General features: G+C 68.8%; 10 protein-coding genes. 2 read left to right on the forward strand and 8 right to left on the reverse strand.

Annotation, left to right across the window (positions count from 1 at the left end; translation table 11 throughout):
• Positions 1-148: 148 nt before the first annotated feature.
• From araA to ACNAW0_RS04385, 8 genes are all read right to left on the reverse strand, one after another.
• On the reverse strand, positions 149-1,654 hold the full coding sequence (gene araA / locus ACNAW0_RS04350) for an L-arabinose isomerase (protein ID WP_416286398.1): 1,506 nt from the start codon (positions 1,652-1,654) through the stop codon (positions 149-151).
• A 30-nt stretch (positions 1,655-1,684) separates the two neighbouring features.
• A complete protein-coding gene (yjfF, locus tag ACNAW0_RS04355; RefSeq protein ID WP_416286399.1) occupies positions 1,685-2,680 on the reverse strand; it encodes a galactofuranose ABC transporter, permease protein YjfF in 996 nt (331 codons plus the stop codon).
• Entirely contained in the window at positions 2,680-3,750 is a 1,071-nt protein-coding gene (locus ACNAW0_RS04360; protein WP_416286400.1) for an ABC transporter permease, read from the reverse strand. Before ACNAW0_RS04360 ends, yjfF begins: the two co-directional genes overlap by 1 nt.
• A complete protein-coding gene (locus tag ACNAW0_RS04365) occupies positions 3,747-5,291 on the reverse strand; it encodes a sugar ABC transporter ATP-binding protein (protein WP_416286401.1) in 1,545 nt (514 codons plus the stop codon). The genes ACNAW0_RS04360 and ACNAW0_RS04365 overlap by 4 nt, the downstream gene beginning before the upstream one ends.
• A gap of 152 nt (positions 5,292-5,443) precedes the next feature.
• Positions 5,444-6,451 carry an ABC transporter substrate-binding protein gene (locus ACNAW0_RS04370; RefSeq protein WP_416286402.1) on the reverse strand — a complete coding sequence of 336 codons (1,008 nt, stop codon included), beginning with the start codon at positions 6,449-6,451 and terminating at the stop codon, positions 5,444-5,446.
• Positions 6,452-6,652: 201 nt separating this feature from the next.
• Complete coding sequence (araB, locus tag ACNAW0_RS04375; RefSeq protein WP_416286403.1) at positions 6,653-8,350, reverse strand: ribulokinase; 1,698 nt, start codon at positions 8,348-8,350, stop codon at positions 6,653-6,655.
• Positions 8,347-9,753: an RNA-guided endonuclease IscB gene (iscB, locus tag ACNAW0_RS04380; RefSeq protein ID WP_416286404.1), complete on the reverse strand. Its 1,407-nt coding sequence runs from the start codon at positions 9,751-9,753 to the stop codon at positions 8,347-8,349. Before iscB ends, araB begins: the two co-directional genes overlap by 4 nt.
• A gap of 551 nt (positions 9,754-10,304) precedes the next feature.
• Entirely contained in the window at positions 10,305-13,403 is a 3,099-nt protein-coding gene (locus ACNAW0_RS04385; protein WP_416286406.1) for a beta-L-arabinofuranosidase domain-containing protein, read from the reverse strand.
• Positions 13,404-13,876: 473 nt separating this feature from the next.
• Between ACNAW0_RS04385 and ACNAW0_RS04390 the strand changes: the two genes are divergently transcribed.
• Positions 13,877-15,067, forward strand: coding sequence for a cytochrome P450 (locus ACNAW0_RS04390; protein WP_416286407.1), 1,191 nt, complete (start codon positions 13,877-13,879; stop codon positions 15,065-15,067).
• Positions 15,068-15,440: 373 nt separating this feature from the next.
• Positions 15,441-17,564, forward strand: a complete 2,124-nt coding sequence (locus ACNAW0_RS04395) for a Xaa-Pro dipeptidyl-peptidase (protein ID WP_416286450.1) — start codon at positions 15,441-15,443, stop codon at positions 17,562-17,564.
• The last annotated feature ends 155 nt before the right edge of the window (positions 17,565-17,719 follow it).

The raw sequence follows: 17,719 nt of genomic DNA on the forward strand, positions 1-17,719 counted from the left end.
ATCGGCCGAGAGAGCCGCTGGGCCCTCCCCGACGCCGGCGCCGAGGAGGGCCCAGCGGCTCTCGATGTCGAGCGGGATTACCTCGGTTCTTCCAGTTCAGGGATAGGGGGCAGATAAGAAATTGACCCTGAACAATTGTGATATCGGCTCAGAATCCTCTGGCCAGTCGGAAATAGGCCTGATTCGAGCGGATCTCGTGGGCGAGTCGTCGGGGAGTCGTGTCCGCGTCGATGACGACAAGCTCGGTGCCCGTCATCTCGGTGAGGTCGTGCAGTTCCTCGATCCCGACGGCCTGCGACAGGACCGTGTGGTGCGGTGCACCCGCGGTGAGCCAGGCTTCCGCGGAAGCGGTGAGGCTCGGGCGGGGCCGCCACACCGCCCGGGCGACGGGCAGCTTGGGCAGCGGCTGGGGCGGAGCAACCACGTCGATCTCGTTGGCCACGAGCCGGAATCGCTCGCCGATGTCGGCCAGCCCCAGGACCACCGCCGGGCCGGGGCGGGCGTCGAAGACCAACCGCACCGGATCCTCGCGCCCGCCGATGCTCAGCGGGTGGATCTCCACGGTCGGCGTCCCGGCGGCGATGCTGGGGCAGACCTCCAGCATGTGTGCGCCGAGGACGAGTTCCTGACCGGGCGTGAGGTCGTAGGTGTAGTCCTCCATGAACGACGTGCCGCCGGGGGTCCCGACCGACATGGCCTTGAGCGTGCGCACCAGCACGGAGGTCTTCCAGTCGCCTTCCCCGCCGAAGCCGTAGCCGTCGGCCATCAGCCGCTGCACGGCGATGCCGGGAAGCTGCCGCAGCCCGCCGAGGTCCTCGAAGTTGGTGGTGAAGGCGCCGAAACCGCCGGCCTCGAGGAAGTCCCGCAACCCGGCCTCGATGCGGGCCGCGTAGCGCAGGGCGTCGTGGCGCTCACCGTCGGGTCGCAGCGTCGGGTCGAGCCGGTAGGTGTCGTCGTACTCCTTGACCAGCTCGTCGATCCGCGCGTCGGGCACGGCGTCGACGGCGTGCACCAGGTCGTTCACCCCGTACGTGTTGACGGAGACGCCGAACCTCAGCTCTGCCTCGACCTTGTCGCCCTCGGTCACCGCCACGTCGCGCATGTTGTCGCCGAAGCGGACCAGCCGTAGCGACCGCATCTCCGCGTACCCGACAGCGGCTCGGGTCCACGCCGCGATCCGGGCGGTGACCTGCGGGTTGCTGACGTGGCCGGCGACCGTCTTGCGGGCGACCCCGAGGCGGGTCTGGGCGAACCCGAACTCCCGGTCGCCGTGGGCGGCCTGGTTGAGGTTCATGAAGTCCATGTCGATCTCGGACCACGGCAGCGCCACGTTCGCCTGCGTGTGCAGGTGCAGCAATGGGGTGCGCAACGCGTCCAAGCCGGCGATCCACATCTTCGCCGGCGAGAAGGTGTGCATCCATGCGATGATCCCCACGGCCCCCTGGACGGCGGCGTCGCGGCAGACGGCCAGGATGTCGGCGCTTGAGGTGAGTACGGGCTTCCAGACCACCCGGGCGGGGATGGCGGGATCGGCGTCGAGTCGCGCGGCGATCTGCTGGGACTGATCGGCCACCTGACGCAGGGTCTCGGGGCCGTAGAGGCCCTGGCTGCCGGTGAGGAACCAGACCTCGGCGGCCGGGGATGGGCTAGTCATGGGGTTGCCTTCCGATGGACGGTTCGTGGGCTACTTCTTGCGGATGGCGATGAGGCGTTGGAGCAGGATGAACGCGAACAGCAGGCCCCCGATCACGATCTTGGTCCACCAGGAGTTGAGGGTTCCGTCGAAGGTGATCAGCGTCTGGATGACGCCGAGCACCAGCACGCCCAGCACGGTGCCCAGCACGTAGCCGGCACCACCGGTGAGCAGGGTGCCGCCGATGACCACCGCGGCGATCGCGTCCAGCTCCATGCCCACGGCGATCAGCGGAGCCCCCGACAGGGTGTAGAAGGACAGCAGGATGCCCCCGATCGCCGAGCAGAGCCCGCTGATGGTGTACACGGCGATTCGGGTGCGGCCGACCGGTAGGCCCATCAACAGTGCCGACTGCGGGTTGCCGCCGATCGCGTACACGTTGCGGCCCAGCCGGGTGTACGCCAGCGTGACCGCGGCCACGGCGACCACCGCGACCGTGACGAGGACGCTGACGGTCACGAAGTTCTCGCCGATCCTGATCCGTTCCTGCGCGGCGCTGGTCCAGAATCCGTCGGAGATGGGCACGGAGACCGAACTGATCCAGGTGCACATGCCGCGGGCGAAGAACATGCCGGCCAGGGTGACGATGAAGGGCTGGATGTCGAAGAAATGGATGATGCAGCCCATCACGAACCCGAGCGCCGGGCCGATCAGCAGCGCGATCAGCAGCACGAGCGCGGGTGGCAGGCCTTCCCGCAGCAGTGCCGCCGACACCATCGCGGTCATCGCCACCACCGAGCCGACCGACAGGTCGATGCCGCCGGTCAGGATCACGAAGGTCATGCCGACCGCGACGACGAGCAGGAACCCGTTGTCGATGAAGACATTGAAGATGACCTGGATGTTGGAGAAGGCGCGGTACTGCGAGACGCCGATGCCGTACATGATCAGCAGCAGACCGAGGCTGACCAGCACCGGGAGCTGTCGCCGGGGCAGCCGCAACCATGTCGGTCGGCCGAGCCGCGCGGACAGTTGTGTCGTGCTCATCAGGCTGCCACCTGCTCCTTCTTCTGGTCGACCGGGACCGACGGTGGCGCCCCGGAGACTCGCCGGCGGCGGAACCTGGCGCGGAACGCGGGCGCCTGGATGAGGCAGACCGCGATCACCACCATCGCCTTGAACAGCAGGGAGGTCTGCGGGTCGATGTTCATGGCGTACACGGAGGTGGTCAGGGTTTGGATGATCAACGCGCCGACGACGGTGCCGCTGAGGTAGAAGCGACCGCCGGCCAGCGACGTGCCGCCGATGACCACGGCGAGGATCGCGTCGAGTTCGACCCACAGCCCGGCCGAGTTCCCGTCGGCGCTGGAGACGTTCGCGGTCATCATGAACCCGGCCACGGCGGCGCAGGCGGCGCTCACGACGTACACGAGGAGCTTGATGCGCCGCGCGCGGATGCCCGCCAGCCGGCTGGCCTCGGCGTTCCCGCCGACCGCCTCGATGATCATCCCGAGCGCGGTACGGCGGGTGAGCACCGCCACCAGCAACGTCACCGCCAGAGCGATGATGATCGCGAACGGCAGGGTCAGCAGGTGCCCGACTCCGATCATCCGGTAGGGACCGCTGTTGATGGTGATGATCTGCCCTGAGGTGATCAACTGGGCCAGGCCGCGTCCGGCGACCATCAGGATCAGGGTGGCGATGATCGGTTGGATGCCGATCACGGAGACCAGCACCCCGTTCCAGGTGCCGAGGAGCAGCGCCACCCCGCAGGCGATGACCAGCGCGGTCAGTACGGCGCCGAGGTTGCTCTGGTCCGGCTGGCGACTGATGTAGAGGCAGGCCACCGCACCGCTGACGGCGACCACGGAGCCCACGGACAGGTCGATCCCGCCGGTGGCGATCACGAGGGTCATGCCCAGGGCGACCAGGATCAGCGGGGCGCTGAGCCGGACGACGTCGATCAGACTGCCGTACAGGTGCCCGTTCTTGACCTCGACGGCCAGGAAGCTCGGCCGGTAGGCCGTGTTCGCCGCCAGCAACGCCACGAGCACCACGACCGGCCAGAACAGCCGGTGACCGGTGACGCCCGACAGGCGTGTCCTCCAGGTGGTCATGCCTGGTCCCGCCCTTTCTGCTCCGCTCCGCTGGCGATGACGTGCATGACGCGTTCGGCGTCGAGGCTGTCGTCGTTGGCCAGCTGGGTGACCAACTGCCGGTCGCGCATCACGGCGACCTTGTGGCTGAGCCGTAGCACCTCCTCCAGCTCGGCGGAGATGAACAGCACCGCCATCCCGCCATCGGAGAGCTGCACCACCAGGCGCTGGATCTCGGTCTTCGCGCCGATGTCGATTCCGCGGGTCGGCTCGTCGAGGATCAGCAGCCGCGGCTCAGTGATCAGCCACCGGGCGAGCAGGACTTTCTGCTGGTTGCCCCCGGAGAGGTTGCGCACCGGCATGTCCGGGTTGTTCGGGCGGATGCTCAGCGCCTCGACGTAGCGCCGGACCAACTCGTCCTGGCGGCGACGGGGCACCGGCCGCAGCCAGCCGCGGGCCGCCTGCATCGCCAGGATGATGTTTTCCCGCACCGACAGGTCGCCCACCAGGCCCTCGGTGCGCCGGTTCTCGGAGCAGAACGCGATGTTCCGGTCGATGGCGGCGACCGGCCCCCGGATGGTCACGGGCCGGCCGTCCACGGCGAGCCGACCCCGGTCGGCCCGGTCGGCGCCGAAGAGCAACCGGGCGATCTCGGTCCGTCCCGATCCCAGCAGCCCGGCCATGCCGACCACCTCACCCTCGTGGATGGTGAGGCTGAATGGCGCCACGGAGCCGGTCCGGGCCAGGCCGGTCGCCTCGACGACCGGGACACCCGTCTCGACGGCCGCCAGGTCCCGCCCGGCCTGCTCGTCCAGCCGCTCCAGGGTGTCGAGTTCCTTGCCGATCATCTTTTCCACCAGGGCGAACTGCGGCAGCTCCGCGGTCGGGTACTCGCCGACGAGGCGGCCGTTCCGCAGGACGGTGATGCGGTCGGCGATCTCGTACACCTGGTCGAGGAAGTGCGTGACGAAGAGGATCGCGATGCCCTCGTCGCGCAGCTGACGCATGATGCGCATCAGTTGCGCCACCTCGTCGGCGTCCAGGCTGGACGTGGGCTCGTCGAGGATCAGTACCCGGGCGCGTACGTCGACGGCCCGAGCGATCGCCACCATCTGCTGTACGGCCAGGGAGTGGTTGCCCAGCAGCTCGCTGACGTCGATGTCCAGGTCGAGGCGGGCCAGCAGGACCGTCGCACGGCGGCGCATCTCGCGCCAGTTCACCGCCCCGAAGCGCCGCGGCTGACGCCCGATGAAGATGTTCTCCGCCACGGACAGGTTCGGGCAGAGGTTGACCTCCTGGTAGACAGTGCTCACTCCCGCGGCGGTGGCCTGCATGGGACCGGTGAAGGAGACCGAGGCGCCGTCGAGCGTGATGGTCCCGGCGTCGCTGCCGTACACCCCGGTCAACACCTTGATCAAGGTGGACTTGCCGGCGCCGTTCTCGCCCATCAGGGCGTGCACCTCGCCAGGGAACAACCGGAAGTCGACACCGTCGAGGGCCCGAACCCCGGGGAAGAACTTGCTGATCGCGGTCATCGTCAGGACCGGATGCCTATCCGACATCCCACCAGGCCTTTCGTGATTGTCGTCAGGTGCGCGGCCGCCGCGACCGTGCGGGGCGGTCCCGGCCCGTCGGTGCACAGTGCGGGAGAGTGGTCCGGGCCGGCGGTGTGGTCGACACCGCCGGCCCGTTGGTCGTGCCGGTGGCCGGCTCGTCAGTACTTGCGGTTCGGCAGGGCCTCCTTGGCCTGCTCCTGCGTGAAGGTGGTCTCCTCGGTCTCGATGCGCGGGGCCACCTCCTCACCGGCGTGCACCTTCTTGACCAGGTCCATCAGCTGGGGCCCGAGCAGCGGGCTGCACTCGGCGATGAAGTTGAACTTTCCGTCGGCCAGGGCCTGCATGCCGTCCTTGACCGCGTCGACGGTGATGATGGTGATGTCCTTGCCCGGCACCTTGCCGGCCGCCGTGATCGCCTCCAGCGCGCCCAGGCCCATGTCGTCGTTGTGCGCGAACAGCACGTCGATCTTCGGGTTGGCCTTGAGGAACTGCTCCATGACCTGCTTGCCGCCGGCCCGGGTGAAGTCACCGCTCTGAGACGCGATGATCTTCAGGTTGGGGTTGGTGCCGATCGCCTCCGCGAAGCCCTTCTTGCGGTCGTTGGCGGGCGCCGATCCAGTGGTGCCCTGCAGCTCCACGATGTTCACCGGGCCGGTCGCGGACTTCTTCTGCTCGACCAGCCACTCACCGGCGAGCCGGCCCTCCTTCACGAAGTCGGAGCCGATGAAGGTCTTGTAGAGCGACTTGTCGGCCGAGTCGACGGACCGGTCGGTCAGGATCACCGGGATGCCGGCGTCCTTGGCCTCCTTGAGCACGGTGTCCCAGCCCGACTCCACCACGGGCGAGAACGCGATGACGTCGACCTTCTGCTGGATGTAGTTGCGGATCGCCTTGATCTGGTTTTCCTGCTTCTGCTGGGCGTCGTCGAACTTCAGCTCGAAGCCAGCTTCGGCGGCAGACTCCTTGATGGAGGTGGTGTTCGCGGTACGCCAGCCGCTCTCGGCGCCGACCTGCGAGAACCCGAGCACGATCTTGCCGTCGCCGCTCTTGCCGCCGTCGCCGCCGGTGTCGCTGTTGGAGCAGGCGGCCAGACCGGTGGCGAGCAGCCCGGCCGCCAGAATGGAGCCGAACCCGCGGCGGCTGATCGAACTACCGGTGTTCAACATGTGATGACTCCTTACGGGAGTGTGGTGGGGGACCTTGCTGCGCTACCGGCTGGCCGACGGGACGGTCCGCCCATAGACGTTCTGGTAGCGCTCGTAGAGCGAGTCGATGGACTCGCCGGCGATGGGCACCGAGTTCGGCGTGCACCCCGACCACCGTCTCGCGCAGCCGCGCGACCTCGGGGCCTGTGCGGAAAGGCTCGCTCATGCCGTCACCTCCAAGGGGAGTACGGCCTCGTCGGCCGGGGCGGGGTGGGCCGCCGACCGGGCGGCGTTACGGATGGCGCGCAGGCGCAGCAGCATGTCCTCGGCGCCGCGGCCGAAGTGATCGTGCAGCCGCCGGTACTCGGCGTAGAGCGCGTCGTAGGCAAGGGCTCGCCCGGGATCGGGCAGATAGGCGTCGCGGTCGACCCGGCCCATCGCCGCGGAGGCCGCGGAGACGTCGGGGTAGGCGCCCGCCGCGACCGCCGCGTGGATGGCGGAGCCCAGCGCCGGCCCCTGCGACGAGCCGATGATGCCCAGCGGCCGGTTGGTGACGTCGGCGTAGATCTGCATCAGCAGCCGGTTGCTGGTCAGCCCGCCCGCGACGATCAGCTCGTTCACCGGCACCCGCGCCGCGGCGAACGCCTCGATGATCATGCGGGTTCCGTACGCGGTGGACTCCAAAAGTGCGCGGTAGATGTCGGCCGGCCGGGTGGCCAGGGTCAGCCCGACGATCACCCCGCTCAAATCGTGGTTGACCAGCAGCGACCGGTTGCCGTTCCACCAGTCCAGCGCCACCAATCCGTGCGCGCCCACGGGTTGCGTGGCGGCCTGTTCGGTCAGCAGCTCGTGGGAGGCGAACCCGTCGGGCGCGGCGTGCTCGACGTACCAGCCGAAGATGTCGCCGACCCCGCTCTGGCCGGCTTCGTATCCCCATAGGCCGGCGCTGATGCCGCCGTCGACCACGCCGCACATGCCGGCCACCTCGGCCAACTCGGTGCCGTTGACGACGTGGCAGGTGGAGGTGCCCATGATGGCGACCAGCCGGCCCGGTTCGAGGGCCTGCGCGGCGGCGGCGGTGACATGGGCGTCCACGTTGCCGACCGCCACGGCGATGCCTTCGGGCAGGCCGGTCCACGCCGCGGCCGGAGCGGTCAGCCCGCCGGCACGCGCACCCAGGGCGGCCAGCGGACCGTCGATCTTCTGGATGAAGTCGGCGAAATCCGGGTTCAGCGCGGCAAGGTAGTCCCGGGACGGGTAGCGACCGTCCTGGCGGATGCCCTTGTACCCGGCGGTGCACACGTTGCGGGTCTCGGTGCCGCACAACTGCCAGACGATCCAGTCGGCGGCCTCGATCCAGCGCTCGGTCCGGGCGTAGATCTCAGGGTCTTCCTCCAGCAGTTGCAGCGCCTTGGCGTACTGCCACTCGGCGGAGATCTTGCCGCCGTAGCGGCCGATCCAGGGCTCCCCGCGCTGGTGGGCGAGGGCGTTGACGCGGTCGGCCTGGTGTTGGGCGGCGTGGTGCTTCCACAGCTTGACGTAGGCGTGCGGGCGGGTGCGCAGGTCGGGTAGCTCGCACAACGGGGTGCCGTCGGCCAGAGTGGGCAGCATCGTGCAGGCCGTGAAGTCGATCCCGATGCCGATGACCTGCTGCGGGCCGACGCCGCTCGCGGTAAGTGCCGCGGGCACGGCGTGTCGCAGTACGTCCCGGTAGTCGTCGGGGTCCTGCAGGGCCCAGTCGGCCGGCAGCGTCTGCCCGTCGGCGGCCAGTACGGAGTCCATGACACCGTGCCGGTAGGCGTGGACCGCCGTGCCCAGCTCGGCGCCGTCACGAACGCGTACGACCAGTGCCCGCCCGGACAACGTGCCGAAGTCGACGCCGACGACGACCTGATCGGCGGTTTCCCCCGGACCACTCATCGGCGTTGCGGCGTGGAAACCCGGCCGTTCAGGGTCGGGAGGAAACGCCGCTCCTCCTCTCGTGTGTAGGCCCATCCGTCGGCGCGTTGCAGCAGTCGGACGTGCCGGTGATGGATGCCCTGCATGAGGGTGTGGCTGGTGCGGATGTTGAAGCGTCCGGTGGTTCGCACAGCGACCCGGCCAGTGTGCCGGCCCTTGTTCTTGCCGGCCGGTACGACAGCGTGCACCAGGTCGCCGGTTTGGAAACCGCGTACCGTTTTGCTTTTCGGCATCCGCAGCCGTCCGTATCGGTCGCAGCGTGTGCGGGCGTACGAGCCGCGGCCGGTCGCGGTGGCGACCAGCACCTGCCTCGGGCAGGACCGCACGCCAGCGAGGAGCCCGACGTGTAGGGCGTCGAGGGTGTGGGTTTTCGGCGCGCCGGTCTGGTGCCGGTTCCATTTGGTGCGCCCGCCGGTGCCAACCTCGACCGGCAGGCCGGTGGCGGCCAGCGCCTGCCACAGCGCCCGCCGGGTTGCCGACACGGCCGCGGCGTCTCGCAGCGGCAGTTTCGCTTGGCGTTGGATGCGGGCCAACACAGCGGGCCGGTCCGCGAGGAAGACGTCGACCGGGGCGGCGTCCTTTGCCTGGTTGCACGCGACGCAGGCCAGGGTCAGGTTCGACACCCGGTCCGAGCCGCCCCGCGAACGCGGCACGATGTGGTCGATGTTCAGCGGCACCCCCGTGGCGCCGCAGTAGGCGCACTCGCGTCCCCACTTGGCCAGCAGATACTCGAAGACCTCGTACCCGTGCAGGGTGCCGTGCTGGTACTCGACCCCGGCGATGTTCGGGTTCTGCAACAGTTGCGTGTCGAACGCGACCCGCTCCACATGCAGGCCGGTCACGGGGGCCCACCGACACAGCCGCTGGACCCAGGACATGGTGTTGTCGACCCGGTGCCGCAACGACGGCGCCAACCACCCGTCCGGCTTACGGCGGTTCAGGAAGCGGGGTGCCCGGTAGCGCAGGTTCCGCGACCGGCGACCACGCCGGAATGCGGCGCGGGCGGTCAGCTTGTCGCGGATCTGCCCGCCCCTGTGGCGGACCTCGATCGCGAACAGGCCGGCCCGAACCGTGTTGTCGGTGCGGAAGACCGCGATGCCGGTGAACTTCGAACCCGGGTCAACGCCGAGCTCCACCCCGTCCACCTGCGAGTCGGCGACCTCACGGTCCTTGAGCCGGATCACGAACGGGGTGCGCCGGTGCACCACCGCACGGCCGGAGGCGAGCAGCTTCCGGGCGCGGGCCGGGGTGCACGGCTGCAACGGACGGTGGTGTCGGTCGACCACGAACACCACCGGATGGGTGTGGGCCTCACGGCCCGCTCCGGTTCCCGCCGAGGCGGGTTCCGGGTGACGCCGGCTCACGCCGGTCTCCCCTCGCCCATGTCGCACACCGGCTGCCTCGCGGCGTCCGTGTCCCGTTTCGTGGCATCTCGGGGCCGTGTCTGCTGACACGGATTCCAGAGTCCGGGGCTGAGGAAGCACCCCGGAGTGGGTCTTCACACCTGTGTACAACGTAGTCACCTCCCTTTCAGAGGTCCCTAGAGCTGGTCAACCACCCTGACGAACCGAGCAAGCCCGGTCCTTCAGGGCCGAGAAGTTGACGACATCCTCCGCTCACCGTTCGCCCTAGTGTTAGCGCTCACATGGGTTCCGTCAAGGACTGTTTGGAAACGTCCACGTAACGCTGCCTCCGCCCTCAAGGCCACCAGGCAGGCGATCGTTCTCGTTGCCGCGCCCATTGACATTGGCCTACGGCGCGGCCGCCGTGGTGGGCCAGGTCTGTGCACGCTCACATTTCGGCGGTCCGCCCCGAAGGGCTGTCGGCGCAGCCGTCGGAACAGCCGCGGCCCGGTCGATTCAACTCGGCCGGGCCGCGGCCTTCATCCGGTGTGCCGGAACGCTGCCGGCGTCAACTACGGGGCGAGTTCATTCTTCGCGCGGGCGGCGCTTGAGATGACGAGATCCTTCTCCGCCGCGGTGAAGATGCCGGCCTTGAGGAATGCGTCGGCGGTGCGGGCGACCGCCGACTGGAGGTCGCCGTGGTTGGCGAATGGCGCCTGGTCCCACACCAGGTCGAGGAAGGTCGGGCCGTCGGCGCCCGGTGAGGTTATGCCCGCCACCGGAACGTCGTAGTTCGGCAGGCCGTCGTTGCGCTTGTAGTTCGGCACTCCGGTGTCGATGGACCCGAACACGATCGTCGGCTCGACCCGGCGGAAGTACGACGAGGCGGCCTGCGAGTCGCTGATGTAATACGGCCGTAGCGTGAGGCCGTTCGCGGTGAAGAGCGGGTCACCCGCCGCGGTGGTGCTCGTGTGGGTGATGGCCGAGCGGGCGTAGTCCCCGTCCCGCTTCAGGTCGCGGTAGAGGGACAGCTCGCGATAGTTGCCACCGCCCGGGTTGCCGAGGATCTGCAGGAGGATGGGACCCCAGAAGATCGCCTGGGTGTCGGGGCGGTCGATGGCCCGCTCGATCCGGATGCTGAACGGCATGCGGATCTCGATCGTGTCGCCGGATGTCCAGGTCCGGCTCAGCGTGACGTAGGTTCCCGGCTTGGCGTCGACCTTGGCGTCGGCTCCGTTGATCGTGACGAAGAAGCCCCGCTCCACCCAGCCCGGTACCCGCAGCTTGATGTCGAGCTGGCCGCTGCCGTTGACGACCAGCTTCGTGCGATCGGCCCGGGGGTAGCTCGTCTCCTGGGTGACGGTGAAGCCCTTCTCGGCCCAGGTCAGCGTGGACGGTACGAACAGGTTGACCCACAGCGTGTTGCCGTCGGCCGACTTGAAATAGATCGTCTCCTGGTACTTCGTGTGGTTCTCCACGCCCGTTCCGCCGCAGCAGGTACCGGTGTTGCCGTAGCTGCGAGCGGTGCCCGGCGTCAACGGCTGGAAGTAGGTGACCTGCGGGTTGCTGACGCTCGTGCTGTCGGCACGCGAGCCGAGGATCATGTTGAGCAGGCCGCGCTCGTAGTAGTCCAGGTACGCCGGGTCGTGCTCGTGGAGGAACAGGTTACGGGCCAGCTTGATCATGTTGTACGTGGTGCAGGTCTCCGCACCGCCCTGGGCGATCGCGTTCGCGATGTTGTCCCGGTTCTGGAACATCTCGATGTTGTTGTTGGAACCGGGGTAGTTGCCGCCCGTCCCGCCGTGGGCGAACATGCGGTGCGGGACGACCATGCCGAAGAAGTTCTTCGCGGCCTGGAAGTACTCCGGATCACCGGTGTGCTCGTAGACCCGCAGGTAACCGACGAACTGCGGCACGTGCGAGTTGGCGTGCAGGCGGTCCGGGCGGCGACGACCGGGCCGGGTCTTCGGCGTCGTCACGAGAATGTCGCGGTTCTCGACGCAGGCACCGAACAACGACTCGCGATTGTCGAAGCGCTTTGCGGTTTCCAGGTGCTTCGCGTCGCCGGTGAGCGCGTAGATCTCGGGGAACACCTCGCCCGCCCCACCGGTCTCGCCGGCGATGTAGAGGTCCCACATGTAGTTCAGGTTGTCGCGGGTGATGGGGCCCGGGTAGGCGGGGTGGTTCTTGTCCCCGATGGTCAGCGCGAGGTGAGCCCAGTTCGCCATCTTGACGACGACATCGCGCGCCGTCTGGTTGTCCGTGTGGTAGTAGGCGTCGAGCAGGCCGCGCATGATCTTGTGTTGGGTGTACCAGGGCGCCCAGGTGTTGGTGCTCGCGTTGCCGCCGTAGACGGCCCAGCGCGGCGGCCCGAGCCGGAGCACCGCGTCCTCCGGGATCGCACCGAGGTAGCCGGGGTGGGTCGGGATCCACAGGGAGGTCCCGCTGTCCTGGGACGCCACGATGCCGGCGTCGCGGCCGTTGGGCGAGGAGTCCTTGAGGGTGGTGCCACCGTCCTCGTCGAACCGGTACCAGGCGATGGTCCCGCCGCCGGTGGTCCCGGCCGGCGAGTCCAGCAGCGACTGCACCTCCGCCTGGCTCAGGGCGCGGTCGATGACGTGGAACTCGTCGATGGTCGCGTCCAGGAACGGGTCGCCGTACTGCGATCGCCCGATCCACCGGTTCCCGGGGTTCCCCAGGTTGGACGGGTTGAGGGTCATGTTCGTGTTCTGGCCGGCCTGCTGACCGTTCACGTACAGCGTTCCGGTGTTCTGCGACAGCGTGACGGCCAGGTGCACCCACTGGTTCGTCGGCAGCGCGGCGTTACCGTTGATCTGCTGTTCCTGGCCGGAACCGCCAACTGTGATGGCGAACCTCGGCACGTTGCCGGTGACGCCGGCGCGCGGGGTCAGGAACATGTTCACCGTGGTGTTCTGACCGAAGTCGAACAGCCGGCTCCAGGTTTGGGTGGACGCGAGATTCACCCAGGTGGCGATGGTGAAGTTGGTGATCTGGCTGATCGCCTCCTGGGGAAGCGTCACGTGCTGCGCCCTGCTCGGTCCGTTCAGGCGGAGCCCGTTCCCGAAGCGACCCGCAACCCGGCCGATCGGCGGCTGCTGCGGATCCTCGCCGCCGGGGTCGCCGCCGCCCATGCGGGCGGTGATCGCGGCCTGGCACGCCGCGAGCTCGTTGACCATCCAGTCGAGCTTGCTCTTGAAGATCGGCTCGCCCTGGTCGGCGTAGCCCTGGGCGAGAGCGGTCATGAAGTGACCGGCCCAGTGGCCGCTGAGCAGCCCGCCGTCCTCCCAGCCCCCGGGGACGGAGACGCCCGGCGGGTTCGGCCGACCGGCCTGGTTGTTGAACAGAACGAGGAAGCGTCGCTCGTCGAACTGCCGGATGTAGTTCTTCGTCCGGTCGCGCTTCTCCTGCAGCAGGCCGTCGCCCAGCTTCACGTCCCGCAGTTGGAACGGCCTGACCGGCGCGGTGCCGCCGGGACCGAGATCGGGTGGGGCCGCGCCGAGGGCGGTCGGGCCGGTTGCCGGCTCGGTGGTCGTCGCTGCCGCGGCAGCGGTCGTCGGGAGCACGCTCGCGCCGGCCACCGCGGCTGCCCCGATGGCTGATGCCTGAAGGACCTGACGCCGGTTGATGGGACGCTTGTCGGATTGAGCCACTGAACCGTCCTTCCGTATGGGAATGCGCTGACCGCTCGGCCAGGCTCCTGCTCGCTGTGCCTAGGTCGAGATCCGCTGGATGGATCGGCACCGGCCCAGGTGGACGGATGCTGTCCGCACCCGATCGCCCCAGGGGGGCCGGGCACGCCGGCGCCGACTCCATCCGGCGGATGGTGATGACTAGCGGTCGCCTGTCCATGGCGGCCACGAGGGGCTGAATCGCCGGTAACGGAGCCCCCGATGACAGGCAGTGTGAGCGCTAACGCGGCGACCCGTCAATCCCTACGTACGAGTAAAGACGGCTCATTGACACGTACCGGAAACACATCTATGTTAGCGCTCAACATCATGGATCGACCTGCGTGAGGCCGCCCGCACCGCAGCCGGACTCACGACGCCGCGGACAGCTGGCGTCGGAGGGGCGGGCAAGGCGACGGCAGGCCAGCACAGTGGACTCCGCTGGAGGAGGCAGCGTGGCCGTCGAGTTCGGCATCTCAGAGTTGTGGGATCCGGCGGTCCGCCGTGACCCGCACAGGTTCTACGACCGGGTACGGGACAGTGGCGGGCCGGTACTCCAGGTCGATCCCGCGGGCAACCGCTTGTGGGTGGTCGCCGGGCATGCCGACGTGCTCGCGGGACTGCGCCACCCGGCGATCGGCCACGAGGTCCACCGGCGCAGCCCCGGCATGCGGCAGCCGGCCCCGCAGCCACTGTCGGAAGTAGCGAGAATCGAGGCTCGTCAGCTCATCAACCTCGATCCGCCCGACCATACCCGGCTACGGGGGCTGGTCAGCAGCAGCTTCACCGCGCGAGCGGTGGCCCGGCTGGAGCCCTGGATCACCGATCTTGCCGATCGGCTGGTCGCACAGGCACGCGCGCAGGGGCACCTGGACGGGGTGCGCGATCTTGCCGATCCGGTGCCGGTCAACGTCATCGCGGAGCTGGTTGGCATCCCGGAGCCGGACCGACCCCGGTTCCGGGCGTGGTCGGCCGCGATCGTGTCGGCGAGCATCGAAGGCTCGACGGCCACCGTCGAGTTCGCGGCCTACCTCGACGAGCTGGCGGCCCAGCGCCGGGCGTGCCCGGCCGATGACCTGATATCGCAGCTGGTGGCCTTGGCGGAGCGGGGTGACCCGCTCGACCGCGACGAACTGGTAGCGCTGGTGCAGCTGCTGCTCGTCGCCGGCCAGGAGACAACGGTCGACCTCATCGTCAACGGCATTCGTCTCCTGCTCACCCACCCCGAACAATGGCAGGCTCTGCGGGACGACCCGTCGCTGGCGGCGGCGGTCGTCGAGGAGACGCTCAGATATCGGGGGCCGGTGGAGATCGTCCCGCCGCGATTCGCCTTCCAGGACATCGAGATGGTCGGCGGGCGGATCCCCGCGTTCGATCGGGTCGGCTTGTCGTTGTGGGGTGCCAACCGTGACCCAGGCGTGTTCGAACGGCCGCACGAGTTCGACATCCACCGGACCGACGTCCGCAAGCACATCGCCTTCGGGCACGGCATCCACTTCTGCCTCGGCGCTCACCTGGCCCGGCTGGAGAGCCGCATCATGTTCGAACGGATCGCGCGACAGCTTCCCGGCCTGCGTCTCGCGGTCGATTCCGCCGACCTCGACGGTTTTCGGCTACATCAGCACGGGCTGCCGCTGCTGGTGTGACGCGGGGCGTCGGCTCGGCCGGGGCACTGTTGCGACGTTGGATGGCCGGAACCCCACAGAAGTTTCATCAGGTGTCTGGTGCTCCCGCTCCATGCCGGCAGCTACGGTCGGGTGTCCGGCAGAGAGGTCGATGAATGAAGGCGATCAAGGCGGCCTGCCGGCAGATGACGGCACCGCTTCAGGCGATGCCGGGGGAGCGGTGGGCGCAGCAAAGGGACGGTGGCTGGCTACCCCAGCCCCGGCGCGAACCGGATCAGACTGTGCGAGCCTCACCTGCTCAGGTCGACAGGAGCCGGGTTTCGCACTGCCGACTGTGGCGACAGCCCGCCGCCGAGCGAGGGCGTCAACTGACGACACGAAGGGACTCGCAATGATGCGACGAAAGGTGCGTCCGCGGGCTGGCAGCCTGGTGGCTGTCGCCGCTGCCGCGGCGCTGGGAATATCTATGGGATTCGCGCAACCGGCCCTCGCCAGCCCGGACGGGGTCGGGCCGGTCTTTGTGGACGGGCAGGCTCAAGTCGTCCCTGAGTTCGCGAACTCGAGCGGCTGGATTCGGCAGCAGTTGTGGGTGGAGACCGAGTTCGACTCCGACGGCGACGGCAAGCTCGATCGCATGCACGTGGATGTCACCCGGCCGGGGCAGACCGCACAGGGGTTGAAGGTGCCGGTCGTCTACGAGACGAGCCCCTACTACGCCGGTACGGCGTCCACCCAGTCCCAGTACTTCTGGAACGTGCGGCAGGAGCTCGGCGAGCAGCCGCCGGATCGGATCTCACCGCCGGCGATCGTCCACCGGCCGGACCGGACCTCGGTGTCCACGAGCGAGGTCAGCACCTGGGTGCCGCGCGGCTTCGCCGTGGTCCACTCGGATTCTCCAGGTTCCGGGCTGTCGCAGGGCTGCCCGACGGTCGGGGGTTCCAACGAGTCGCTGGCGCCGAAGGCGGTAATCGACTGGCTGAACGGCCGATCAAAGGGCTACACCAGCGTCGACGGGGATCAGGAGGTCTCGGCGACGAGCTGGGCGACCGGCAAGGTCGGCATGACCGGTACGTCGTACAACGGCACCCTGCCGCTCGCCGCCGCGACCACCGGTGTCGACGGGCTCGAGGCGATCATCCCGATCGCACCGAACACCTCGTACTACCACTACTACCGCTCCAACGGCCTGGTCCGGAATCCAGGCGGCTGGCTGGGCGAGGACATCGACTACCTGTTCGACTACATCAGCAGCGGCTATCCGGACCGCCGGGCGTACTGCATCGAGAAGGTCCGGGTCGGCGAGATGAACCGGTACCAGGACCGGGCGACCGGCGACTACAACGATTTCTGGGCCAGCCGGGACTACCTCCACGCCGTCGGGGGCGTCAAGGCCGCCACCCTGATGGCGCACGCGTTCAACGACTGGAACGTGGTGCCGGAGCACAGCGTACGGATCCTCGAGGCGCTTAAGGCGCAGGGTACGCCGGTGCAGGCGTACTACCACCAGGGCGGGCACGGGGGCGCCCCGCCGCTGGACATGCGCAACCGGTGGTTCACCCGCTACCTGTACGGCGTACAGAACGGCGTCGAGAACGACCCGCGGGCCTGGATCGTGCGTAACGAGACCGGCCCCAGCCAGCTCACCCCGTACGCGGACTACCCCAACCCGGCCGCGTCGCCGGTCACCATGATGCTGAAGCCCGGCGGCAACACCACCGGCGAACTGACCTCGTTGGCGCGACCGGGCACGGGCGTCGAGTCCCTGGTCGACGCCGGCAACACCGCCTGCAACGCCGGCACCCTGGCCACCACCGTGTCCGACCAGCGGCTGCTCTACGCGACGCCGGAACTCACCGCGCCGGTGCACATCTCCGGTACGGCCACCGTGACGCTGCGGATGAGCGCGAGCAAGCCGGCGGCGAACCTGTCGGTGGCCCTGGTGCGGCTGCCCTCGACCGGCGCGTCGGGCTGCACGTCGAGCACCCAGAGCAGCACGACGAGCATCATCACCCGTGGCTGGGCGGACCCGCAGAACCGCCACTCGCTCACCCGGAGCGAGCCGCTGGTGCCCGGGGAGTTCGTCGACGTGACCGTGCCGCTGCAGCCGGACGACCAGGTCATCCCGGCGGGTTACCGGATCGGCCTGATGGTCTTCTCCACCGACCACGAGTTCACCCTGCAGCCTGCCCCAGGCACGGTGCTCAACGTGGACCTGGCCGCGACGTCCCTGCGGCTGCCCGTGGTCGGCGGCCCGCTGGCGATGCCGGTCTGCGCGACCACCGACACCCGGGCGACGGTGGTGATCGGCGGCATCGACAGCGGTGTACCCAACCAGCCGCTGGCCGGCAACTGCACGGTCAACGACCACCTCCTCGACGGGGAGCGCTGGTCGGACCACGGCGAGTTCGTGACGCACGTCAACAAGGTGGTGGACCAGATGGTCACGGCTGGAGTGCTCACGGCGGAACAGCGTGGGCCCATTGTGTCGGCGGCTGCCAGGTCGCGCGTCGGCAAGTGACGAATTAGCACGGGAGGCTCCGTGGGCGCCGTTCGTCGCGACGGTGGACGGCCGGCACCCACAGAGTTCGGTCAGGTATCAGGTGATTCCCGCTCGGTGCCGGAACTGGCTTCCGGTGACCGGAGGGAACTGCCGACGGATGAAGGTGAGGTGGA

It is taken from the genome of Micromonospora sp. SL1-18 (assembly GCF_047921505.1).
GTDB lineage: Bacteria > Actinomycetota > Actinomycetes > Mycobacteriales > Micromonosporaceae > Micromonospora.

What these genes read in the sequence shown, in the direction of transcription:
- ACNAW0_RS04370 (WP_416286402.1), bottom strand. Translation starts at nt 6,451, where the DNA reads ATGTTGAACACCGGTAGTTCGATCAGCCGCCGCGGGTTCGGCTCCATT.
- ACNAW0_RS04365 (WP_416286401.1), bottom strand. Translation starts at nt 5,291, where the DNA reads ATGTCGGATAGGCATCCGGTCCTGACGATGACCGCGATCAGCAAGTTC.
- araA (WP_416286398.1), bottom strand. Translation starts at nt 1,654, where the DNA reads ATGACTAGCCCATCCCCGGCCGCCGAGGTCTGGTTCCTCACCGGCAGC.
- araB (WP_416286403.1), bottom strand. Translation starts at nt 8,350, where the DNA reads ATGAGTGGTCCGGGGGAAACCGCCGATCAGGTCGTCGTCGGCGTCGAC.
- ACNAW0_RS04360 (WP_416286400.1), bottom strand. Translation starts at nt 3,750, where the DNA reads ATGACCACCTGGAGGACACGCCTGTCGGGCGTCACCGGTCACCGGCTG.
- ACNAW0_RS04395 (WP_416286450.1), top strand. Translation starts at nt 15,441, where the DNA reads ATGCGACGAAAGGTGCGTCCGCGGGCTGGCAGCCTGGTGGCTGTCGCC.
- yjfF (WP_416286399.1), bottom strand. Translation starts at nt 2,680, where the DNA reads ATGAGCACGACACAACTGTCCGCGCGGCTCGGCCGACCGACATGGTTG.